This is a genomic window from Streptomyces sp. NPDC015127, from assembly GCF_043080095.1.
GTDB lineage: Bacteria > Actinomycetota > Actinomycetes > Streptomycetales > Streptomycetaceae > Streptomyces.
Genome location: NZ_JBIBVE010000002.1, coordinates 641,747 through 664,418, shown reverse-complemented (window position 1 = coordinate 664,418; position 22,672 = coordinate 641,747). Strand labels below are relative to the sequence as shown.

Here is a 22,672-nt window from a genome sequence, read left to right as displayed (position 1 = left end):
GCGGGGGGGGGGGGGGCCGGGGGCGGGGGGGGGGGGGGGGCCCCCCCCGCGGGGGGGGGGGGGGGGCCGGGGGGGCGGGCCCCCGGGGGGCCCCCCCCGGGGGGGGGGGGGGGGGGGGGGCCGCCCCCCCCCCCACCACGCACCTCCACCCCGCCGTCCCGCGTGACGCACACCGAATGGGAGTCCTGTGACCGCCCCCTCAGCACCCCGCCGCCCCGGCGGCGAAGCCTTCGCCCGTATCGGGCATCCCGTCCCCGCCGTCGACCGGGCCGACGCGTCGCCCCACGCGTTTCCCGACGGCGGGACCTGGCGCACCGAGATCCCGTCGGTGGAGGGCCCCGAGGCCCTGGCCGTCGTCCTCAAGGAGAGCGCCCGCCTGGATGTGCCCATCCACCGCATCAGCCAGGGCAGCGGCGTGTGGATGCTCACCGACGACGAGATCACCGAGATGGTGGAGTCCTGCGCCGAACGCGACATAGAACTCTGCCTGTTCACCGGGCCGCGCGGCACCTGGGACATCGGCGCCGCCACCCGTACCGAGTCCGGCGGGGCGGGACTGCGCGCCCGTGGGCACGACGCCCTCGCCGGATGTGTCGAGGACGCGCTGCGCGCGACCGCGCTGGGGGTGCACTGCCTGCTCGTCGCCGACGAGGGCGTGCTGTGGACCCTGCACCGGATGCGTGCCGCGGGCGAGCTGCCGGCCGGCACCACGTTCAAGCTGTCCGCGCTGACCGGGCCGGTCAACCCGGCCTCCTACGCGGTGTACGAGCAGCTCGGAGCGGACTCGCTCAACGTGCCGTCCGACCTGACCCTGGACCATCTGACCGAGATCCGCCGGGTCAGCCGTGCCCCGATGGACATGTACGTCGAGGCGCCCGACGACCTCGGCGGCTACATCCGCATGTACGAGGCCGCCGAGCTGATCCGGCGCGGCGCCCCGATCTACCTCAAGTTCGGCCTGAGCCGGTCCCCCGGCATCTACCCCTACGGCGCCCAACTGCGCGAGCACACGCTGGCCACCGCCCGCGAGCGGGTCCGGCGCGGCCGTCTGGTGCTCGACCTACTGGCCCGGCTCGGTGCGGACGGCGGGATGTCACCGCTGGGCTCCCGGCTGCCGGGCGACCTCCGCCGCTTCCCCGTCCCGGAAGGGGACTGATCCCATGACCGACCGCACCCGCACCCGTACGCCACTGCGCGGCCCCCGTGTCACCGCTGCCGCACTGGCCGCACTGCTCACTCTCTCGCTCACCGCCTGCGGCCAGGAGGCCAGGGGCGGCAGCCGGTACCAGGCCGACGAGGGCAAGGGTGGCACGATCGGCCTGGCCATGCCGACCAAGTCCTCGGAGCGCTGGATCGCCGACGGGCGGAACATGGCCGAGCAGTTCCAGAAGGCCGGCTACAAGACCGATCTGCAGTACGGCGACGACAAGGTCGAGAACCAGATCGCGCAGATCGAGAACATGATCACCAAGGGGCGCCGGCTCCTCGTGGTCGCCGCCATCGACGGTTCCGCGCTCACCGAGGTCCTCCAGCGCGCCCACGACGCGGGCATCCCCGTCATCTCCTACGACCGCCTCATCATGGGCACCGAGAACGTCGACTACTACGCCTCGTTCGACAACGAGCGGGTCGGCGAACTCCAGGCCCGCTACATCGTCGACCGCCTCAAGCTGGGCGAGCCCGACAAGGACGCCGCAGACAAGCACACGATCGAGCTGTTCGCCGGCTCGCCCGACGACAACAACACCAAGTACTTCTGGAACGGCGCCATGAAGGTGCTCCAGCCGTACTTCGACAGCGGTCAGCTCGTCGTCCGCAGCCGGCAGACGAAGATGAGCCAGGCCACCACGCTCCGCTGGGACGGCGGCACCGCGCAGAAGCGGATGGACGACCTGATCAGCAAGAGCTACGCCGAGGAGCGCGTCGACGCCGTCCTCTCGCCCTACGACGGCATCTCCATCGGCATCATCTCCGCCCTCAAGAGCGCCGGTTACGGCACGAAGAGCCAGCCTCTGCCGGTGGTCACCGGACAGGACGCCGAGCTGGCCTCCATCAAGTCCATCATGCGCGGTGAGCAGACCCAGACCGTCTTCAAGGACACCCGCAAGCTGGCCGCGCAGACCGTGCGGATGGGCGATGCGGTACTGAACGGCAAGAAGCCGCAGGTCAACAACACGACCGACTACAACAACGGCAAGAAGACCGTGCCGTCCTACCTGCTCAAGCCGGTCAGCATCGACAGGACGAACACGCAACTGCTGGTCGACGAGGGCTACTTCACCGCAGGACAGCTCCGGTGACCGGGCCCGTACTGGAGATGCGGAACATCACCAAGACGTTCCCCGGCGTCACCGCGCTCTCCGAAGTGAACCTGTCCGTGCGCCCGGGGGAGATCCACGCGATCTGCGGCGAGAACGGCGCCGGCAAGTCGACGCTGATGAAGGTGCTCAGCGGTGTCCACGAGCACGGCAGCTACGAGGGCGAGATCCGTTTCGAGGGCGAGCCGGTGGCCTTCAAGGACATCCGCGCCAGTGAGCGCCGCGGCATCGTGATCATCCATCAGGAGCTGGCGCTCGTCCCGTACCTGTCCATCGCCGAGAACATCTTCCTCGGCAACGAGCAGGCCGCGCACGGGCTCATCGACTGGAACGCCACCCTGCACCGCGCGGACAAGCTGCTGAAGAGGGTCGGGCTGCGCGAGAAACCGCAGACGCCGGTCGCCGACATCGGCGTGGGCAAGCAGCAGTTGGTGGAGATCGCCAAGGCCCTGTCGAAGGAGGTGAAGCTGCTCATCCTCGACGAGCCGACGGCGGCACTCAACGACGAGGACAGCGCGAAGCTGCTCGATCTCATCCTGGAGCTGCGCGCCCAGGGCATCGCCAGCATCATCATCTCCCACAAGCTGGGCGAGATCCGCACGATCGCCGACTCGGTGACGATCCTGCGCGACGGGCGGACCATCGAGACCCTCACCGTCCGGGAGACGCCCGAGTCCGAGCCGCAGCTGTCCGAGGACCGGATCATCCGCGGCATGGTCGGCCGGGACCTCGACCACCGCTTCCCCGACCGCACGCCCTACACGGGCGAGGACGCCGGCGAGGTCGCGCTCGCCGTCGAGGGCTGGACCGTCCGCCACCCCGTCGACCACCACCGCACGGTCGTGGACGACGTGTCGGTGAGCGTGCGCCGCGGTGAGATCGTCGGCATCGCGGGCCTGATGGGCGCGGGCCGCACCGAGCTGGCGATGTCCGTCTTCGGGCGCTCGTACGGCCGCTGCACGGGCGGAACCGTCTTCGTGGGCGGGCGCGAGGTGTCCACCAGGACCGTGCCCGACGCGGTCGCGGCCGGAATCGCGTACGTCACGGAGGACCGCAAGCAGTACGGGCTGAATCTCATCGACAGCATCAACCGCAACATCTCCCTGGCCTCGCTGCCGGGCATGCGGCGCAGAGGCGTCGTCGACGAGCACCACGAGCGGTCCGTCGCCGAGCGGTACCGGAAGTCGATGAACATCAAGGCGCCCACGGTCTTCGAGCAGGTGGGGCGTCTTTCCGGCGGCAACCAGCAGAAGGTCGTCCTGAGCAAGTGGATCCACGCCGACCCCGAGGTGCTCATCCTCGACGAGCCGACCCGAGGGATCGACGTCGGGGCCAAATACGAGATCTACACGGTCATCGACAAGCTCGCGGCGCAGGGCAAGGCGGTCCTGTTCATCTCCTCCGAACTGCCGGAGCTGCTCGGGATGTGCGACCGGATCTACACGATGGCCGAGGGCCGGCTGACCGGTGAGGTCGCCCGCGCGGAGGCCACCCAGGAAGTCCTGATGCGTCACATGACCATGAACAGAAGCTGAGGCCCCCGCCATGACCACCACGACCACTCCCCCCAAGGACGCGTCCGCCGCACAGTCCGCCCGGCCGTCGGCCGGTGCGATCCTGATGAACTCGATGCGCGCCAACATGCGCCAGTACGGCATGCTCGTCGCGCTCGCCTTCATCGTCGTGCTGTTCCAGATCTGGACCGACGGCACCCTGCTGCTGCCGAACAACGTCTCCAACCTGATCCAGCAGAACGGCTACATCCTCATCCTGGCCATCGGCATGATGATCGTCATCATCTCGGGCCACATCGACCTGTCCGTCGGCTCACTGGTCGCCTTCGTCGGTGCCATGTCGGCGGTGATGATGGTCAAACACGACATGCCCTGGGTACTGGCCCTGGTGCTGTCGCTGCTGATCGGCGCCGTCGCGGGCGCGTGGCAGGGCTTCTTCATCGCCTACATCGGCATCCCGTCGTTCATCGTGACGCTGGCCGGCATGCTGCTGTTCCGCGGTCTGACGCAGATCGTCCTGGAGGGCCAGTCCCTCGCACCGTTCCCGGACGGCTTCCAGAACATCGCCAAGGGGTTCATCCCCGAGATGGGTCCCTACACGCAGTACCACAACCCGACCCTCTTCCTCGGGCTCGTCGCGATCGCCTTCCTGCTGCTGCGCGAGTGGCGGGACCGCAAGCGGCAGCTCGCCTACGAGCTGGATGTGCTGCCGACGGGCCTGTGGGCGGCCAAGTGCGTGGCGATGACGGCCGCCGTGGTGGCCTTCACCCTGACACTCGCGAGCTTCCACGGCGTGCCCGTCGTCATGCTCATCATGTGCGCGCTGCTCATCGGCCTCGGCTATGTGATGCGCAACGCGGTCATCGGCCGGCACGTGTACGCGCTCGGCGGCAACAAGGCGGCCGCGAAGCTGTCCGGCGTCAAGGACAAGCGGGTCACGTTCCTCGTCTTCGTCAACATGGGTGTCCTCGCGGCACTCGCGGGCTGTGTGTACGCCGCACGCCTGAACGCGGGCACCCCGCAGGCGGGCCTCAACTTCGAACTGGAGGCGATCGCCGCCTCGTTCATCGGCGGTGCCTCGATGAGCGGCGGCGTCGGCACGGTCATGGGCGCCGTCATCGGCGGCCTGGTGCTCGGCGTGCTCAACAACGGCATGTCCCTTGTCGGCATCGGCACGGACTACCAGCAGGTGATCAAGGGACTCGTGCTGCTGGCCGCGGTCGGGTTCGACGTGTGGAACAAGCGCAAGGTCGGCCGCTAGGGAATGTCTTGTCGATCAGGCCGGATCAGCGAGCGGCGTCTGGTGCCGTGCATCGCAAGGCGGAGGAGGGAGGCGACGCGGAGCGTCGGCGACCGACGACAACGCTGGGGGCACCTCCCGTGCCCGAAGGGCTACGGGGGAGAGGCGCGGTGCCAGGCGTCGGGAGCCCGGCAAGGTCGGCGAGACACCCCCTCGGGGCTGTCCGGCGGATCAGGGCCGAACAGGACGCGGCGTCTGGTGCACGGGGTCTCCCCAGGCCCGCAGTGCCGAGCGGGTGGCGTCTCCCCCAGGCCCGCAGGGCCAGACGCCGTGGCCCCGGCCAGGATCTGCCGGACACCCCCTAGTCACCCCCTCACCCCTCACCCCTTACAGGAGCTGGCATGGAAACAAGCAGACGCACCATACTGACCGCTGCCGCCGCCACGGGGCTGGCCGCGGCGGCGGTGGGCACCTCGGGCACCGCGTACGCCTGGCACGGCCGCGGCCCGGTGCGGGAGGTGTTCGGCAGGATGCCCGACGGCACGAAGGTGCACCGCTGGACGCTCGCCAACGGCGGCACGCGCATGAAGGTGCTGTCGTACGGCGGCATCGTGCAGTCCCTGGAGACCCCGGACCGGCACGGCCGCATGGTCAACGTGTCCCTCGGGTTCGACAACCTCGACGACTACCTCGGCGCCACCGCCTTCTTCGGCGCGCTGATCGGCCGCTACGGCAACCGCATCGCCGGCGGCCGGTTCACCCTCGACGGCCGGACCCACCGGCTGTCCGTGAACGACGGCGAGAACAGCCTGCACGGCGGGGCGCAGGGCTTCGACAAGCGGGTGTGGGACGTGGAGCCGTTCGCGGACGCCTCCGGCGTCGGTCTGGTGCTGCGCTACGTCAGCGAGGACGGCGAGATGGGCTACCCCGGCACCCTGCGGGTGAAGGTGACGTACACCCTCACCGCGGGCGGGGACTGGCGCATCGACTACGCGGCGACCACCGACAAGGCCACTGTGGTGAACCTGACCAACCACACCTACTACAACCTCGCGGGCGAGGGCAGCGGCACGGTCCTCGACCACGAACTGCGGCTCGCGGCCGGCCGCTACACCCCCACGGACGCGGGGCTGATTCCCACGGGTGAGCTGGCGGGCGTGGCGGGCACCCCGTTCGACTTCCGGCGCGCGAAGACGATCGGCGAGGACATCCGCAGCGGGCACGCGCAGCTCGTGACGGCGAAGGGCTTCGACCACAACTGGGTCCTCGACAAGGGCATCACCCGGACGCCCGAGCCCTTCGCGTCACTGCGCGACCCGGGCTCGGGACGGACGATGACGATCGCCACCACCGAGCCCGGGGTGCAGTTCTACTCCGGCAACTTCCTGGACGGCACGCTCACGGGACCGTCGGGACGCACCTACCGGCAGAGCGACGGGCTGTGTCTGGAGACCCAGCACTTCCCCGACTCGCCGAACCAGCCGTCGTTCCCGTCGACGGTGCTGCGCCCCGGCGAGGTCTACCGCTCGTCGACGGTGCACAGCTTCACGGCACGCTGATCCTTGCGCGGCCGGCCCGGCTGCGGCTACTTGACGTAGAGCAGAGTGCCGAAGCCCAACTGGTCGAACCCGCCGCTGTCGGGGCCGCAGTCCCCTCCCCCACATCTCCGCCCTGCCCCTGTCGGCCATGGCGGAGATGTGGGGGACGGACAGGCCCCGGCAGCGGGTGTAGTGGTAATGGAGCATGTCCCACGGGACGTGCCTGGCCGCGGGCCACGTCGGAGACGACGGTGTGCTCGCGGCCGTGCGCCGTTCGTGCCGGTTCCCCGGGTGTAGGTGGTGAACGGCACGTCCTGGCCGAGGTTGTACCTCGCGACGTACTGGGCGGCCATCATGAAACGGTTGCCGTCGTAGCCGTACAGGTCTTCGCCCTGAGTCCAGGCCATCTCGCAGATGGCGCCCATCTGCCCTACGCCCGTCACGGTGTGGCCCTGGTCCCGGCCGAACTCCTGCCACTGGGCGAGTCCCTGATCCGGGTGGAGGAAGGGGAGGTCGAACAGCTGCGCCTCAGCCGCGGCCCGGGGGCCGCGGCTGAGGCGATCGGTGTTCATGAGGGGGGACGGCCGTGTCCGCGCTCCGCTGACAGGAGTCTTCGGACCCGGCCGTACCGCCCGTCGTCCTGCGCGTCAGACGCGTGCGTCGTGCGCGGGTGCGTCGGCGACGGGGACACCGAAGTCGGGGGTGCCGTCCGCCTTCCAGCCCAGGCGCTGGATGCGGGTGTGGCGGTTGGGGTCGTGCAGCGGGTCGCCGTTGATCTCCTTGTACTGGCGGGCGTGGTAGACGAGGACATCGGTCCGGCCGTCCTCGGCGACCGTGAAGCAGTTGTGGCCGGGGCCGTACTGCTTGGTCGTCTCGTTGCTGGTGAAGACGGGGCGGGGTGACTTCGACCAGGAGGCCGGGTTCATCAGGTCGCTGCGGGCGTCGGCGGTGAGCAGGCCGAGGCAGTAGTTGTGGTCGGTGGCGCTGGCGGAGTACGTCATGAAGACCCGGCCGTTGCGCTGGATCACGGCCGCGCCCTCGTTGACCTTGAAGCCGATGGTCTCCCAGTCGTACTCGGGTGTGGTCAGACGGATCTGGGGTCCGGTCAGGGTCCAGGGGTTCGCCATCCGGGACAGGAACAGGCCCGTGTTGTTGTCCATGCCGGGCTCGTGCTGCGCCCAGGCGAGATAGCGGGAGCCGCCGTGGGTGAAGGTCGTCGCGTCGAGCGAGAAGGTGTCCCAGGCGGTGGCGATGCGGCCCTTCTCCACCCAGGTGCCCTGGAACGGATCGGGGTGGGTGTTCTCCAGGACCCAGATGCGGATCTTCCACACGTCCTCGGCGGGAGCGGCGGCGAAGTAGATGTACCACGCGCCGTCGATGCGGTGGAGCTCCGGCGCCCAGATGTGCGCGCCCATGTCGCCGCGCGGGTGCTTCCTCCAGATGACGGACTCGTCGGCCGTCGTGAGGCCCCGCAGGGTGCGGGAGCGGCGCAGGACGATGCGGTCGTATTCGGGGGCGGTCGCGGTGAAGTAGTAGTGACCGTCGGTGTGCCGCTGGATGTGCGGGTCGGCGCGGTTGAGGACGAGGGGGTTGCGGAAGCGCGCGCTCGCGTCCTGGGGGGCGGCGTGGGCGAGGCCCGGGACGGAGGCGAGGGCGCCGGCTGCCAGGGCGCCCTTCAACAGGGTGCGACGGCCGGGCAGTTCGCTGGGGCTCATTCGGTGTGCCTTTCAGCAGGAGGGGGCGGGAAGGTGCGGGGTGCGGGCAGGGGCCCGCACCCCGCACACGCTCATCGGGTGGTCGCGATCCTCATGAAGGTCACGGAGTGGGCGGGGAAGGTGTAGGAGAAGGTGCTGTCGACTCCGTCGAAGACCGACGACACGGGTTTCACGGGCTGGGAGCCGGCCGTGTTCTCGGCAGCGGGGTCGGCTGCGAGGGTGGTCACCCGGGCGGTCGGCGCCACGGCTGCCGCGCCGAGGTCGATCCTCGTCCGGGCGGCGGACGGCTGGGCATTGACCACCTTGACGATGAGGTCGCCGGTCGCCGCGTCCCTGGTGACGACCTGCCGGAAGGGCTCGGCGGCCTTGTCGTCGGTGAACTCGCCCCAGACGCGTCCGTCGACGTAGAGCGTCACCTGCCGGCCGCGCACCTTGACGTGCAGGTCGTAGGTGCGGCCCGTCTCGATGGTCGTGGCGTTCTCGGTCATCGTCTGCTTGGCACCGCCGACGGACTTCTCGACGGCCGACCGGGTGTTGTTCCAGCCGCCCAGGTTCCACCAGTAGTACGTGCCGGTGTCCTTGACGCCGAAGGCGACGAGGAAGCCCTCCCTGCCCGACTTCTTGGTCGCCTTCACCTTGAGGTCGTAGTTCTGCCAGCCCTTGTCGCCCGCGGTGACGAGGGTGTTCTCGGCGGCCGCGTCGGACTGGACGTACGCGCCGTCCCGGACGGCCCAGGAGCCGGTGCCGGTGGCCTTCGTCCACTGTCCGTCGCCGCCGGAGAAGTCGTCGGACAGCAGGGGCCGGCCGTCGGCGCCGGTGACCCGGACGTCGTCGTAGGCGGCGCTGGTGGCCCAGGTGGAGAGGCCGACGGCGCCGGTGATCGGGCCGGAGGTGGTGGGGGTGGTGGACGCCGTGGACGGGACGACCTCGTCACCGACGTTGTTCATGAAGAGCTTCTGCGTCTCGTAGTTGGCCGATCCCCAGGACGACGCGTTGTCGAACCAGATCATGTCGGGCTTCCACTGCACGTAGTCCTTGTTGGCGAGCAGTGGGGCGTAGGAGGCGAGCTTCACGATGTCGGCGTTGCGTTCCAGGCCGGTCATGAAGGCCGCTTCGGCGAGGGCGTTGGAGAAGGTGTTGCCCTGCGAGGCGTATTCGCCGAGGAAGACCTTCGGTCCGTGGCGGTCGTAGGAGTCGTAGCGGTCGTTGTTCTCCAGGAACCACTGGGGGCTGTTGTAGTAGTGCTCGTCGACCATCGCGACGTCGGCCTCGCGGTTCAGCTGCCAGGCCCGGTCGAAGACCGTTCCGGCGTCGTCGGGGCCGGAGTTGGAGATCACGGTGATCTCCGGGTGCTTCGCCTCGATGGCGGCGCGGAACTCCTTGAAGCGGGCGAAGAACTCGTCGGGCAGGTTCTCCTCGTTGCCGACCTCCAGGTGCGTGAGGCGGAACGGCCTGGGGTGGCCCATCTCCGCGCGCTTCCTGCCCCACTCGGACGTCACCGGCCCGTTGGCGAACTCGATGAGGTCGAGCGTGTCGCGGATGTGCCTCTGCAGCAGGGCCGGGTCGTCGGTGGCCTTGTTCTGTCCGCAGCCGGTGACCAGGGCGGGGACGACGGGCAGCGGCATCGCGCCGGTGTCCTCGGCGAACTGGAAGTACTCGTAGTAGCCGAGTCCGTAGCTCTGGTTGTAGCCCCAGAAGTTGGCGTTGGTGGCACGCTCCTCGACCGGGCCGATGGTGTCCTTCCACTGGTAGGAGCGCTTGCGCTGCCAGCCCGACTCGGCGTCGTATCCCTCGTGGCTGCCGGTGTTGACCAGGCAGCCGCCGGGGAAGCGGAGGAAGCCGGGGTTCAGTGCCTCGATCTTCTCCGCGAGGTCCTTGCGCAGGCCGTTCTTGCGGCCCTTGTAGGTGTCGCGAGGGAAGAGGGAGATCATGTCGAGTGCGGCCGGGCCGGCAGTGGCGACGGTGAGGCGGGCGGTGGCGGAGGTCCGGGCGGCGGTGAAGGACGCCGTGTACTTCGCCCAGCCGCCGCGTGCGACGACGCGCCGGGCGGCGCCGAGCTCGCCCCCGGCATCGTGCAGCGTGACGGTCAGGGGCGTCGCGCCGTCGGCGCGGGCCCAGACGGAGAAGTCGTAACGCCTGCCCTTCTCCACGGCGATCCCGGTGTTGTAACCGGAGTTGGTGACGGACGAACCGCCCTGGAGCGTCAGGTAATTGCGGTTGCGTGCGTTCAGCCGGCCGTCGTCGTCGGTGACCTTCGCGCTGCCGGAGACGGTCCAGGAGGTGAGCGGGGTGTAGGCGCGGTTGTCCGCCGTCTGGTATTCGAAGGACCGGTTCTGGACGAGTTCGGCGTAGAGGCCGCCGTCGGCGGCGCGGTTGATGTCCTCGTAGAAGATGCCGTACATCGTGTCGTCGATCTGCGCGCCGGTGCGGGCGGTGTCGACGGAGATCGTGTAATCGGTGGGTTCGGCCGCCGCACCGGGGCCTGCGGCGAGAGTGCCGGCCATCAGGGCTCCCAGGGTGAGCCCGAGCCGCCATCGTCTGTGTGCCATGGGGACGCCATCCCTCTATTCGTTCGGAATACCGGACAACGATCAGAACTTCGAACGGCACCCTAGGAAGCGCAGGCACATGCGTCAACGCTTCGCACACAACTCGGTGCGGTGGACCGATCGTTGTTCGTCAGGCCGAACAATCCAGGGCGTGAGGCTCTCACTTCCCCGCCCGGGCCACCGCGTGGGCGCAGCGGAACCACCCCCGCCGGCGAGGCCGGCGGGGGTGGTTCCGGACGCCTCGTGGCCGGGCGAGCTACTGGTAGCTGATGTCCGAGGCCGTGAAGCGGCAGTGGGTGCCGTCCGGCCCGGTCCCGGTCTTCACCGGCTCGTCACCCGTGTTGTTGCCGGTGTAGCGCTCACACGTGGCGATCTTCCGGCTGCTGTCACCGTGGATGCGGATGTTGCGCAGCGCGGCCGTGTCACCGTAGTTGGTGTTGATGCCGACGATCGCCTTGCCCGGCGCGGTGATGTCGGCGTCGTTCAGGATGATCGTGCGCTTGTACTGCTTGGAGCAGTTGCCGCACGAGCGCACCAGCTTGCCGAAGTCGGACACCTGGAACTTGGTGACCACCAGCTTGCCGGCGCCGTTGAACTGGAACACCTTGTCCGACGCCTTCCGCGCACCGCCGCCGTACACGGTGTAGACGGCGGACGACGACGTGCCCTTGAAGGTGGCCGCGTCCTCGCCGACGTCCTCCCACCACACGTTCTGCAGCGTGCAGCTGCCCATGCAGTGGATCCCGTCCGCGGCCGGCGAGCCGAGGACCACGTTCTTCAGTACCGCGCCGTCCTTGAGCTTGAACATCGGGTCCTGGCCCTCGCCCTGACCGCCGTCACCGAGGTCACCGGTGCCGTAGAAGCGCTTGAGACCGCCGTCGTACGTGCCGGACACCTCGATGGTGCTGGACACCGCCTTCTGGCCGCTGGGGGTCGGCCAGGCGGGGGCGGCCACGGCTCCGGCCGGCGACAGCAGGACGTTGGTGGTGAGCGCGGCAGCGGTCATCCCGACCGCGGCGGTCAGCGCTCCGATGGCACGGCGCCGCGTCAGGCGCCGCTGCCGGCCCCTGCGCAGTTCGGCTCGTCGAGTCATTGTGTCCCGTTCCTTTTTTGTGGGGGAGACCTTGCGTCCCCTGGTCGCCACCGGAACCGGAACGGGTTGCCGTGGATCGCGCGTCTTTTCGTCGAGTGCGCGGACGAGTGCGTTACCCGAATCCTCCCCGCCACTCCCCGCGTTCGTCCCCGCTGCCGGCGGTCACCGTGTACGAGTCCTCTCCCGCGTCCCTCTCACCCTCGGCGTGGTCGTACTGGCCGGCGAAGACATGCCTGCCCGGCGGTACGGTGCGGCCGTCCTTCAGGGTCCACCGATAGACGAGGGCGCCGTCGGACTCCCGCACCTCGACGTCGAAGTCGCCGGCGGGCAGGGAGCGCCAGTTGCCGGTGTCCGCGGGGTCGCCGTTCGGGGCGACGCGGAGCTCGACGACGAGCTCCGTCAGCTGTGTCTCCACCTCGACGGTGACGTTGCTCTGGGCCCAGTAGACGGAGCTTCCCGGGTCGATCGCGCCGGCCGCACGCAGCAGGTCCCGGGCCGGTTCCATCGTCTCCGGCGAGTCCGGCTCCGTCGTTTCGCCTCGCGCGGGGGTGTCCCGCTCGGCGCCGGTGCCCGAGGACGAGGACGCCGGGGGTGATGGCTGCGGTGTCCTCCTCGGCGCAGGCGCGTTGGTGCCGGCGGAGCGGTCCGGCCCGGGGGACGCCGCCGGACCGGCCGGTGGGGCCGCGGTGGTGGGGGCCGTCGCCACCGTCTGCGGGTCCGGCCTGCCGCCCTGCAACACGGCGGCGGCCCCGAGCCCGCCGGCCGCGAGCACTCCCGCAACGGCGGACGCCGCTCCGGCGACCCGCAGCCACGGCGGCGCGGGACGCCGCGCGCGGGACAGCCCCGGCGCGGCCCCGCCCCGCTCCATGCCCCGCTCGATCCGCGCCAGCATCCGCTCCCGGTCGGGCCGGTGCGCGTTCGCCGCCCTGTGGAGCCGGCCGCGCAGATCGTCGTCCATCACTTCCCCCCTCCCGCGTCCGCGGCCGTCATGCGCATCCGGGCCAGGGCCGGCTGCGGGTGCGGACCGAGAAGCCGCTGCAGTTCGGCCACCCCCTTGGACGTCTGGCTCTTCACGGTACCCACCGACACGCCGAGCGTCCGGGCGGTGTCCTGTTCGGAGAGGTCGAAGGCGTGCCGCAGCACGACACAGGCCCGCTTGCGGAACGGCAGCCTGCGCAGCGCTTCCTGCACATCGACCACGGCGGGCACGTCGGGGCCGACGATGTCCTCGCCGCAGTGCGACCAGAAGAGCGTGATGCGCCGGCGTTCGCGTACCGCGCTCCGTATCCGGCTGCGGGCCATGTTGGCCACCACTCCGCGCGCGTACGCGGCCGGGTGGTCGGCGGCACGCACCCGGTCCCAGCGGTGCCACAGGGCGAGGAGGGCGTCGGCGGCCAGATCGTCCGCGCCGTCGGCGTCGCCGGTCAGCAGGTGGGCGAGACGGGCCAGGGAGGCGTAGTGCTGCTCGAAGAAGGCGTGGAACTCCCCGGCCGCGTCGTCGATGGCATGGCGACGCATGGGCTCCTCTCACCGAGCGACCATGATGTTCGAAATTCTGGACAACATTCCTGTTGTCGAACGCGAACGCTAGAGGCGGGGTGCCACGTCGTCAACGGGTGCGCAGCACTTCTCCCGTCCTGTTCCGCTCATCCGTCTCCACGGGGCAGCCGCAGGACCACCTCCCCCACGCCCGACGCCGCGGCCTGGCCACCCAGCTGCCGCACGTGGAACGGCCGTTGACACCCCTCGGCCGTCACGCGCACCTCGTCGCCCGCACGCACCGCGCGGAAGCGGGCCGCGGCCTCGCCGTCGGGGCCGGGCACCGTGATCTCGGTGTCCCGGGTGCCGGGACCGACCAGGAGCGTGAGGTCGTCCAGCCAGTCACCGTCCGGACGCTGGTCGTCGGCGCCCCACGGGAGTACGGCGCCGGGGCGCACGTACAACGGCAGGCTGTCGAAGCCGTGTACCTCGTGCCGCCACGCCGGCCCCTCGACGGATTCGCCGGTGAGCAGGTGTGTCCAGGTGCCCTCGGGCAGATAGAACTCGACCTCCCCGCCCGCGCTGAAGACGGGCGCGACGAGCAGGTCCGGGCCGAGCATGTACTGGCGGTCCAGGGTGCGGCAGGCCGGATCGCCGGGGAACTCCAGGATCATCGGACGCATCACGGGCACCCCGGTGTGGTGTGCCTCGGCCGCCACACCGTAGAGGTAGGGCATCAGGCGGTGTTTGAGCAGCGTGAACCGCCGGGCCACGGCCACCGCTTCGTCGCCGAACGCCCACGGCACCCGGTACGAGACGTTGCCGTGCAGCCGGCTGTGCGAGGACAGCAGGCCGAAGGCGAGCCAGCGTTTGAACACCGCCGGGTCCGGAGTGCCCTCGAAGCCGCCGATGTCGTGGCTCCAGAAGCCGAAGCCGCTCAGCGAGAGGGACAGCCCGCCGCGCAGGGATTCGGCCATCGCTTCGAGGGAGGCGAAGCAGTCACCGCCCCAGTGGACCGGGAACTGCTGTCCCCCCGCGGTCGCCGAGCGGGCGAAGAGCACCGCTTCACCGGGTCCGCGCTCCTCTTCGAGGAGGTCGAAGACGGCCTTGTTGTACAGATGCGTGTAGTAGTTGTGCATCCGTTCGGGGTCCGAGCCGTCGTGCCACACCACATCGGTGGGCACGCGCTCGCCGAAGTCCGTCTTGAAGCAGTCGACGCCCTGGTCGAGCAGGGTCCGGAGCAGGCCCGTGTACCACGCGCGGGCCGCCGGGTCGGTGAAGTCGACCAGGGCCATGCCCGGTTGCCACAGGTCCCACTGCCAGATGTCGCCACTCGGGCGCCTGACGAGGTACCCCTTGGCCCTGGCCTGCTCGAACAGGGCCGACTTCTGGGCGACATAGGGGTTGATCCACATGCTGAGCCGCAGCCCTCGCTCCTTGAGGCGGCGCAGCATGCCCTCCGGATCCGGGAACACCTCGGGATCCCACTGGAAGTCCGACCACTGGTACTCGCGCATCCAGAAGCAGTCGAAGTGGAAGACGCTCAGCGGGATGCCCCGCTGCGCCATGCCGTCCACGAACGACGTGACGGTCGCCTCGTCGTACGGCGTGCAGAAGGAGGTCGTCAGCCAGAGTCCGAACGACCAGGCGGGCGGCAGCGCGGGGCGTCCGGTCAGCCCGGTGTAGCGGCGCAGCACGTCCTTCGGGGCGGGCCCGGCGACGACGTAGAACTCGAGGGACTGGTCCTCGACGCTGAACTGCACCTGCCCGACCGACTCCGAGCCGATCTCGTAGGAGACCTTGCCGGGGTGGTTGACGAAGACGCCGTAGCCGCGCGAGGAGAGATGGAAGGGGATGTTCTTGTACGCCTGCTCGCTGCTGGTCCCGCCGTCGGCCTGCCAGATGTCCACGCTCTGGCCGTTCTTGACGAACGGCGTGAAGCGCTCGCCGAGTCCGTAGATGTGTTCGCCCACCGCGAGGGCCAGTTGGCCGATCATGTGGTGGGTGCCGTCCGGAGTGGTGGCGAAGGCGGTGCCCTTGCGCTCGACGGCGGTCAGCCTCCGCCCGTCGGCGTCCAGGAACTCCAGGCCCCAGGGCGACGCCGTGTCCATGCGCACGGTGAGCGGGCCGCTGGTCAGTTCGGCGACCGTGCCGTCGTGGCGGACCTTGGTCGCGCCGGGGGCCGGATCCGCGCCCGGCAGGGCGAAGTCGGGGCCCCGGTGGACCGTGCCCGCGTGGTGGGTGGCGCGGACACCGATGACGCCCTCCGCGGGAGAGAAGCATTCGACGGTGATGAGCGGGGAGTTGAGGGTGTCCCCGCGGTCCCGTACGTGCTTGACGGAGGCGTACGCCGTGAAGCGGTCGTCGCCCACGCGCAGATCGCGTACCTCGGTCGCGTACGAGGCCCGCACGCCGTCGCGCATGAGCCAGAAGCCGTCGGTGAACTTCATCGGGTGGGGTTCCTCGGGTCCGGTGCTGCCTGGAAGGTGAGTCCGGCCAGGCGGACAGGGCCGCGCAGCCGCACGCGCAGGTCCCGCACACCTGATGCGCTGAAGAGGGCGGTGCGGGTGGTGTAGTCGTACACCCCGCCGGTCGGGGGGACGTCGACGACGGCCGACGGGACGTCGAGGCCGGGGCTGTCGGTGGTGATGTCGATGCGGCCCTCGCCGGCGGCCTCGACCGTGACGGCGACCACGCCGTCGCCGAAGTCGCAGTCGCGGAAGAGCAGTTCGCCTTCGGAACCGGCTCGCGCAGTGACCGCGTCACCCGACGCCCTGCTGCGGTCGACGATCTCGGTGGCGGTCTGTTCGTCGTACGCCACCGCCGCCTGCCCGGACCGCAGCACCGGCCGGGCGGCCGGCGGATCGCCGTCCACCCGAACGGCCAGCGTGAGCCGCATGTCCGCGCTGGAGGCACCGGCCAGCAGCTCGTACGTCCCGGCCGCCACGCTCCAGCGGCCGCGCGCGACGTCGAAGAACCCGAGCTCGGTCAGCGGCAGCAGGAAGTCCAGCCGCCGTGCCTCGCCCGCCGCCAGATGGATGCGCCGGTGTGCGGCGAGCTGCCGGGACGGTCTGACGACCGGGGCGTCCACGGCCCGCGTGTAGAGCTGGGCGACCTCGTCGGCGGCGACGGGTCCGGTGTTGGTCACCCGGAAGGCGATGCGGAACGCGTCGCCCTCCCGCTCGGCCGTCAGGTCGTCGTAGGCGAAGGAGGAGTAGGACAGGCCGTGCCCGAACGGGTAGAGCGGGGGGTCCTCGGTGTACAGGTAGGTCTGGCGGGAGCCGATGATGTCGTAGTCGGACAGGTCCGGCAGGCCGGAGTCGGACGCGTACCAGGTCTGGGGCAGCCGCCCGGCCGGTGAGACGTCGCCGGCCAGGACGCGGGCGAGCGCGGTGCCCGCGTCCTGCCCGCCGTGCGCGGTCCACAGCAGGGCCGGCAGCTCGCCGTGGGCGTCCGCGACCGCGTACGGGTAGGAGGACACCAGCGCGAGGACGGTACGGGGGTTGGCCGCCCGGGCCGCGCGCCACAGCCGCTCCTGGTGCGGCGGCAGGGCGAGGGTGGTGCGGTCCTCGGTCTCGCGGCCGTTGATGTGCGGGTCGTTCCCGGCGACGACGATCACGACGTCGGCCGCGGCCGCCGCGCGGGCCACGGCGTCCTCACCGCGCTCCACGACCTCGATCCCGAAGACCTCTCCTTCGGCGGCAACCTTCACGCCGTCGGCGGCGACGGAGACGTATCCACCCGTCCCGAGGTGCTTGAGGAGGTGTCCTCGCCCGTGCTGCTCCAGGGAGTACGTCTCCTGGACGACCCAGCCGCCCGGCTGGTCCGCCGCGGCGCGCACACAGCCGTCCTCGGCGACCGACAGGTACCGGCCGTCGTCCGCGCGCAGCGTCAGCACGCCGTCGCCCCAGTCGACCAGCGCGAGGGCGGACGGCGCGTCGCCCACAGTCAGCACCGGCAGGTCGGTGCGGCCGGTGAGCAGTGCCGGGTCGAGGGCTCCCTCGTCGCCCCGCACCCGCTCGTCCCCGGAGGCGTCCGGCACCTGAAGACCGCCACGGGCGCATGTCAGCCGCACCCGGTCGGCGCCTTCGGCGAAGACGACATGGTCGGTGCCGAAGCGCTCGCGCAGCCCGTCGAGAACCGTGGTGCGGCGGATCAGTGTGCCGCTGTACCAGTCGGTCTTGCACTCGTCGGCGAGCAGCCCGACGACGGCGATGCGGGTGCCCTCCGCGAGCGGCAGCAGGCCGTCGTTCTTGAGCAGCACGATCGCCTGCTCGGCCGCCTCCCGGGCGAGGGCCCGGTGCGCGGGGGTGTCGAGGTCCTGGGGAGTCGTGCCCGCGTACGGGTCGAGGCCGGGGTCGAACTCGCCGAGCCGGAACCGCACGGAGAGCTGGCGGCGTACCGCAGTGTCGATGTCCTCCTCGCGGATCAGGCCCTGTTCGAGGGCGCGCCGGATCCTGCCGGTGGTCACCGACGCGTCGGTGCCGTGGTCGGTGAAGCTGTCCACGCCCGCGAGGATTGCGGCCGCGGTGGCCTCCTCGTGGGTGGCGAAGTACTTCTGGGAGTCGGCCAGGTTGCTGGGCGCGCCGGCGTCGGAACACACCAGGAGTTCCTCGTCGGTCCAGGTGCGCAGATGCTCCCGCAGATACGGCGACACGTGGTTCGGACGCCCGTTGACCAGGTTGTAGGCGGGCATCACACCGGCGACCGCGCCCGCTTCCACCGCCGGCCTGAAGGCGCGCAGGTCGTACTCGTGCAGGACGCGGGGACGCACCGAGGAGGACGTGGTGTCGCGGTGTGTCTCGTTGTTGTGGGCGAGCCAGTGCTTGAGGACGGGTGCGGTGCGCCAGAAGGACGGGTGGTCGCCGCGCAGGCCGCGGGTGTAGGCGACGGCGATCGCGGAGGTGAGCACGGGGTCCTCGGCGTAGCCCTCCTCGTTCCTGCCCCACAGCGGATGGCGCAGCAGATTCACCGTCGGGGCCCAGACGTTGAGCCCGGCGCGGTCGTCCTTCGCGCGCATCGCCCGCACTTCGGTGCCCACCGCCTCGCCCACGCGGCGTACGAGATCCGGGTTCCACGTCGCCCCCAGGCCGACGGCCTGCGGGAACACGGTCGCAGGACCCAACCAGGCGACACCGTGCAGGGCTTCCTGGCCGGTGCGGAAGGCCGGTATGCCGAGGCGGTCGACGGCGGGCGCGTACTGGTGCAGCATCGCGATCCGCTCGTCGAGGGTGAGTTGGGAGAGCAGATGCTCGATGCGCTGGGCGTGACTCACAGGGTAAGTCTCCTTTCGAAGCGCTTCGATGCTCGATCGCCCGAGGCGTCCTGTCAAGAGAGGGCACCGGCACGACGAAGGGCCATGGTCAACGGCAAACTCCGCGCGGGCCCTTGCCGGGACCGACCCGTTCACTTAACCTCACCGCAACATCGAAGCGCTTCGACAGTGTCGACAGTGAGGTCATCCCATGACGCCGATCCCTCCCGCCCGTCGCCCGACCGCCGCCCCTCGGCGTGATTCGCTCGGCACGGCATCACCGTCGGCCCCCAGCCGGAGACGCTTCCTTGCGTCTTCGGCCGTCGTGGCCGCGGCGGTTGCCGGAGGAATGCCGCTGCTGAGCGCCTGCGGGGGTTCCGGCGGCTCGGACAACGAGGGCACGACCACCGGCAAGAAGCTCGACGACCTGCTTCCTGCCTTCGTCGCCTCGACCGCCGGCACCCCGGACATACCGAGCAGGAACGGCTCGGCGGCCGGGTTCACGAAGGCGCTGCCCGCCGACCGGCTGTCGGTGTCCGTGCCCGAGAAGCTGGGCAGCGGCGGCGAGCTGACGGTCATGGCCCCGATCTGGGGCAACATTCCGAAGCAGGGCAACCCCTACTGGACGGCGATGGACGAGAGCGCCGGCGTCCGGGTCACATGGCAGAACCAGGACGGCAACACCTACGGCCAGAAGCTGGGAGCGGTCCTGGCCTCCAGCGGCATCCCCGACGCGGTGGTCGTGCCCGGCTGGGAGCTCACCGGCAAGATCCCCAGCGCCGTGAGCAACAAGTTCGCCGACCTGGGCCCCTACCTGAGCGGTGACAAGGTCAAGGAGTACCCGAACCTCGCCGCGATCCCGACCGGAGCCTGGCAGCGCTCGGTCTTCGGCGGCAGGCTGCGCGGACTGCCGATGCCGGCCCCCGTCACACCGAACATCGCCCCGTTCTACCGCGCCGACCTCTTCGCCGAGAAGGGCTACGAAGCACCGCGGACCACCCAGGAGTTCTACGAGCTGTGCAAGGAGCTCAACGCTCCGAGGAGCAAGGTGTGGGCCTGCGGCGACATGACGTGGGCGGCATACGCCTTCTTCGGCGTGCTGCCGGAAAAGCCGTACTACTGGAAGCTCTCGGGCGACAAGCTCGTCAACCGCTACGAGACGGACGAGTATCTCGAGGCGCTGGACTGGTCGCGCTCGCTGTACTCGGCCGGCTTCGTCCACCCGGACGCGAAGGCCGAGACCGGCAGCACCGGCGACCTCTTCGCCTCCGGCAAGGTCTGGATGTACAACCACGACCTGTCCGACTGGTACGGCAAGACCGTGGTCCAGCGCGTGGACAACAAGGACTTCACGATGGCCGCGATGGACTACTTCGCCCATGACGGCGGCACTCCCACGCTGTACGCACGCCCGCCCGCCGACATCTGGACGTTCGTCAGCAAGGACGCCGACGAGAAGACGGTCCGCGACATCCTCGCCCTGGCCAACTTCTGCGCCGCGCCGTACGGTTCGAAGGAGCAGCGCCTGCGCCAGTACGGCGTCGAGGGCGTCCACCACACCCTGAAAGACGGTGTGCTCGCCAAGAACGGCAGGGGCAACAACGAGGTCTTCGCGACGTACGAGTACATCGCCTCGCCCGCGCCCTTCATCGCCCAGCCGGACCACCCGGACGTCGTGAAGGGCATGGTCGAGTGGCAGCAGCGTCAGGGCGTGCACGTCAGGAAGCCGCTGTTCCACGGCATGCAGATTCAGGAACCCAACCGCTACACGGAGCTGAACGCCGAGTTCGAGGACCTGGAGAAGGACATCGTCCGCGGCCGCAAGAAGATCGGCGACATGCAGCAGGCGGTCTCCGACTGGAAGTCGGGCGGCGGTGACAAGCTGCGCGACTGGTATCGCAAGCTGCTCGACGAGTCCGGCAGCGCGGCGTCCTGACATGGCGCACAGCACGACCGCCGCGCAGGGCGCCGCCGACGGGGCGGCGCCGGCTCCGCCCGCGGCCCCGACCGCTGCCAAGTCCGGGTCCGGGTCCGCCTCCGCGTCCGGGTCCGGGTCCGGGTCCGGGTCGACGGCACACGCCCCGGGCGGCATCACACTCGGGCACAGGCTGCGGCGCGACCGCGTTCTGCTCCTGATGGTCCTGCCCACAGTGCTGCTTCTGCTGGTCTTCACCTACGTACCGCTGATCGGCAATGTCGTGGCCTTCCAGGACTACGACCCCTACGTCGCGGACAACGCGTTCCAGGCGATCTCGCAGAGTCCGTGGGTCGGCCTGGAGCACTTCCGGCACATGGTCGAGGACCGGCTGTTCTGGCAGGCCGTCCGCAACACGCTCGCGATCTTCCTGATCCAGCTGACCCTGTTCTTCCCGGTGCCGATCCTGCTCGCGCTGTTCATCCACAGCTTCGTGCGCCCGCGCGTGCGGGCCGTCGCCCAGGCGATCCTGTACCTGCCGCACTTCTTCTCCTGGGTCCTGGTCATCACGATCTTCCAGCAGATGTTCGGCGGTGCGGGGCTGGTCGCGCAGGTGCTGCGGGACCACGGTCATGAGGGCTTCGACCTGATGACCGATCCCGGCCTCTTCAAGTTCCTGGTCACCTTCGAGATGATCTGGAAGGACGCCGGCTGGGGCGTCATCGTCTTCCTCGCCGCCCTCAGCGCGATCAGCGCCGACCTCTACGAGGCCGCGGCGATGGACGGCGCGAACCGGCTGCGGCGGATGTGGCACATCCAACTGCCCGCGCTGCGCCCGGTCGTGGCCCTGCTGCTCGTGCTGCAAGTGGGCAATGCGCTCACCGTCGGGTTCGAGCAGATCCTGCTCCAGCGCACCGCGGTGGGGCCTACCGCCTCCGAGGTCCTGGACACGTACGTGTGGAACATCGGCCTCGACAACGGCAACTTCGGCTACGGCGCCGCCATCGGCATCGTCAAGGGCCTGTTCGGGCTTCTGCTGGTGCTCGCGGCCAACAAAGTCGCCCATCTCATGGGTGAGCAGGGGGTGTACAAGCGATGAGCCTGCTCGGCTTCGGCATCGCGCGCGGCAGCCGCACGGGTCTGCGCCCGGCCTGGGAGGAGCAGCCGACGCGGGCCGGCCTCGCCACGAAGGGCGCGGTGCTGACGCTCGTGTGTCTCGCGGTGCTCTTCCCGGTGTGGGTGGTGATCGTCACCAGTCTGTCCTCGGTGAGGACCATCACCGAGGCCGGCGGTCTGGTGGTGATTCCCCGGAGCATCACCTTCCTCCACTACCAGGAGCTGCTCAGCGGTGGGCAGGTCACCCGCGCCACGCTGGTGAGCCTCGGCGTCACGGTCGTCGGAACCCTGTTCAGCATGACGGTCTCCGTCCTGTGCGCCTACGGTCTGTCCCGTCCGGGGTCCGTGCTGCACCGGCCGATCCTGCTGGTCCTCGTCGCCACGATGTTCTTCGGGGCCGGGCTGATCCCGACCTATCTGGTGGTCCAGGGCCTGGGCCTGACCGACTCCTATCTGTCGCTGATCCTGCCCAGCGCGGTCAGCGTCTTCAACATCCTCGTCCTGCGGGCGTTCTTCATGGGCACGGCGCAGGAACTCATCGACAGTGCCCGGGTCGACGGGGCGGGCGACCTGCGCATCCTCTGGCAGATCGTGATGCCGCTCTCGCGGGCGGTGATCGCGGTGATCACGCTCTTCTACGCGGTGGGCTACTGGAGCGCCTGGTTCAATGCGTCGATCTACATCAGCGACCCGGACATGCTGCCGCTGCAGAACGTCATGCAGCAGCTGGTGATCAAGCAGCAGAAGCCCACGGGCCTGGCCCAGGCCATCAACACGGGGCACCTGTCGCCGCTCGCCATCCAGATGGCGGTGATGGTCCTGGCGCTGGTTCCGGTCGCGTTCCTGTCCCCCTTCGTCCAGAAGCACTTCAAGGAAGGGATGCTCACCGGCGCGGTCAAGGGCTGACGCCCCGGGCCGCCGAGTCACCCCTGGATCGTCGC

The 22,672-nt window shown here is 70.0% G+C and carries 15 protein-coding genes; 8 read left to right on the top strand and 7 right to left on the bottom strand.

Annotated features, from left to right (window positions below):
* Positions 1-187: 187 nt before the first annotated feature.
* From ACF08N_RS06225 to ACF08N_RS06205, 5 genes are all read left to right on the top strand, one after another.
* A complete protein-coding gene (locus ACF08N_RS06225; RefSeq protein ID WP_392323412.1) occupies positions 188-1,156 on the top strand; it encodes a hypothetical protein in 969 nt (322 codons plus the stop codon).
* Positions 1,157-1,160: 4 nt separating this feature from the next.
* Positions 1,161-2,300, top strand: coding sequence for a multiple monosaccharide ABC transporter substrate-binding protein (gene chvE, locus ACF08N_RS06220; protein WP_392323411.1), 1,140 nt, complete (start codon positions 1,161-1,163; stop codon positions 2,298-2,300).
* Positions 2,301-2,317: 17 nt separating this feature from the next.
* Entirely contained in the window at positions 2,318-3,853 is a 1,536-nt protein-coding gene (gene mmsA, locus ACF08N_RS06215) for a multiple monosaccharide ABC transporter ATP-binding protein (protein WP_392323436.1), read from the top strand.
* 10 nt (positions 3,854-3,863) lie between these two features.
* Entirely contained in the window at positions 3,864-5,093 is a 1,230-nt protein-coding gene (gene mmsB / locus ACF08N_RS06210; RefSeq protein ID WP_392323410.1) for a multiple monosaccharide ABC transporter permease, read from the top strand.
* A gap of 380 nt (positions 5,094-5,473) precedes the next feature.
* Positions 5,474-6,631 (top strand): aldose epimerase family protein, encoded by a 1,158-nt coding sequence (locus ACF08N_RS06205; RefSeq protein WP_392323409.1) that lies wholly within the window; start codon positions 5,474-5,476, stop codon positions 6,629-6,631.
* A 626-nt stretch (positions 6,632-7,257) separates the two neighbouring features.
* Here the strand turns inward: ACF08N_RS06205 and ACF08N_RS06200 are convergent.
* The 7 genes from ACF08N_RS06200 to ACF08N_RS06170 form a co-directional block, all read right to left on the bottom strand.
* A complete protein-coding gene (locus ACF08N_RS06200) occupies positions 7,258-8,325 on the bottom strand; it encodes a family 43 glycosylhydrolase (protein ID WP_392323408.1) in 1,068 nt (355 codons plus the stop codon).
* A gap of 71 nt (positions 8,326-8,396) precedes the next feature.
* Complete coding sequence (locus ACF08N_RS06195; protein ID WP_392323407.1) at positions 8,397-10,874, bottom strand: alpha-L-arabinofuranosidase C-terminal domain-containing protein; 2,478 nt, start codon at positions 10,872-10,874, stop codon at positions 8,397-8,399.
* Positions 10,875-11,130: 256 nt separating this feature from the next.
* Entirely contained in the window at positions 11,131-11,967 is an 837-nt protein-coding gene (locus tag ACF08N_RS06190; RefSeq protein WP_392323406.1) for a pectate lyase, read from the bottom strand.
* Between the two features lie 112 nt (positions 11,968-12,079).
* A complete protein-coding gene (locus ACF08N_RS06185; protein ID WP_392323405.1) occupies positions 12,080-12,925 on the bottom strand; it encodes a hypothetical protein in 846 nt (281 codons plus the stop codon).
* Positions 12,925-13,485, bottom strand: a complete 561-nt coding sequence (locus ACF08N_RS06180; RefSeq protein WP_392323404.1) for a SigE family RNA polymerase sigma factor — start codon at positions 13,483-13,485, stop codon at positions 12,925-12,927. Before ACF08N_RS06180 ends, ACF08N_RS06185 begins: the two co-directional genes overlap by 1 nt.
* A gap of 128 nt (positions 13,486-13,613) precedes the next feature.
* Positions 13,614-15,896 (bottom strand): alpha-xylosidase, encoded by a 2,283-nt coding sequence (gene yicI / locus ACF08N_RS06175; protein ID WP_392323403.1) that lies wholly within the window; start codon positions 15,894-15,896, stop codon positions 13,614-13,616.
* Complete coding sequence (locus ACF08N_RS06170; RefSeq protein ID WP_392323402.1) at positions 15,893-18,721, bottom strand: glycoside hydrolase family 3 C-terminal domain-containing protein; 2,829 nt, start codon at positions 18,719-18,721, stop codon at positions 15,893-15,895. Before ACF08N_RS06170 ends, yicI begins: the two co-directional genes overlap by 4 nt.
* Positions 18,722-19,049: 328 nt before the next feature.
* On the opposite strand from ACF08N_RS06170, the gene ACF08N_RS06165 reads away from it, so the two are divergent.
* Genes ACF08N_RS06165 through ACF08N_RS06155 form a run of 3 tightly spaced genes read left to right on the top strand, consistent with a single transcriptional unit; the run spans position 19,050 to position 22,637 of the window.
* Positions 19,050-20,636 carry an extracellular solute-binding protein gene (locus ACF08N_RS06165; protein WP_392323401.1) on the top strand — a complete coding sequence of 529 codons (1,587 nt, stop codon included), beginning with the start codon at positions 19,050-19,052 and terminating at the stop codon, positions 20,634-20,636.
* A 1-nt stretch (position 20,637) separates the two neighbouring features.
* Complete coding sequence (locus ACF08N_RS06160) at positions 20,638-21,714, top strand: ABC transporter permease (protein WP_392323400.1); 1,077 nt, start codon at positions 20,638-20,640, stop codon at positions 21,712-21,714.
* Positions 21,711-22,637: a carbohydrate ABC transporter permease gene (locus tag ACF08N_RS06155; protein ID WP_392323399.1), complete on the top strand. Its 927-nt coding sequence runs from the start codon at positions 21,711-21,713 to the stop codon at positions 22,635-22,637. The genes ACF08N_RS06160 and ACF08N_RS06155 overlap by 4 nt, the downstream gene beginning before the upstream one ends.
* The last annotated feature ends 35 nt before the right edge of the window (positions 22,638-22,672 follow it).

Coding starts and splice junctions, on each gene's coding strand:
- mmsA (WP_392323436.1), top strand. CDS start 2,318: ATGCGGAACATCACCAAGACGTTCCCCGGCGTCACCGCGCTCTCCGAA.
- ACF08N_RS06195 (WP_392323407.1), bottom strand. CDS start 10,874: ATGGCACACAGACGATGGCGGCTCGGGCTCACCCTGGGAGCCCTGATG.
- ACF08N_RS06205 (WP_392323409.1), top strand. CDS start 5,474: ATGGAAACAAGCAGACGCACCATACTGACCGCTGCCGCCGCCACGGGG.
- yicI (WP_392323403.1), bottom strand. CDS start 15,896: ATGAAGTTCACCGACGGCTTCTGGCTCATGCGCGACGGCGTGCGGGCC.
- ACF08N_RS06165 (WP_392323401.1), top strand. CDS start 19,050: ATGCCGCTGCTGAGCGCCTGCGGGGGTTCCGGCGGCTCGGACAACGAG.
- ACF08N_RS06180 (WP_392323404.1), bottom strand. CDS start 13,485: ATGCGTCGCCATGCCATCGACGACGCGGCCGGGGAGTTCCACGCCTTC.
- ACF08N_RS06200 (WP_392323408.1), bottom strand. CDS start 8,325: ATGAGCCCCAGCGAACTGCCCGGCCGTCGCACCCTGTTGAAGGGCGCC.
- mmsB (WP_392323410.1), top strand. CDS start 3,864: ATGACCACCACGACCACTCCCCCCAAGGACGCGTCCGCCGCACAGTCC.
- ACF08N_RS06190 (WP_392323406.1), bottom strand. CDS start 11,967: ATGACTCGACGAGCCGAACTGCGCAGGGGCCGGCAGCGGCGCCTGACG.
- chvE (WP_392323411.1), top strand. CDS start 1,161: ATGACCGACCGCACCCGCACCCGTACGCCACTGCGCGGCCCCCGTGTC.
- ACF08N_RS06160 (WP_392323400.1), top strand. CDS start 20,638: ATGGCGCACAGCACGACCGCCGCGCAGGGCGCCGCCGACGGGGCGGCG.
- ACF08N_RS06155 (WP_392323399.1), top strand. CDS start 21,711: ATGAGCCTGCTCGGCTTCGGCATCGCGCGCGGCAGCCGCACGGGTCTG.
- ACF08N_RS06185 (WP_392323405.1), bottom strand. CDS start 12,925: ATGGACGACGATCTGCGCGGCCGGCTCCACAGGGCGGCGAACGCGCAC.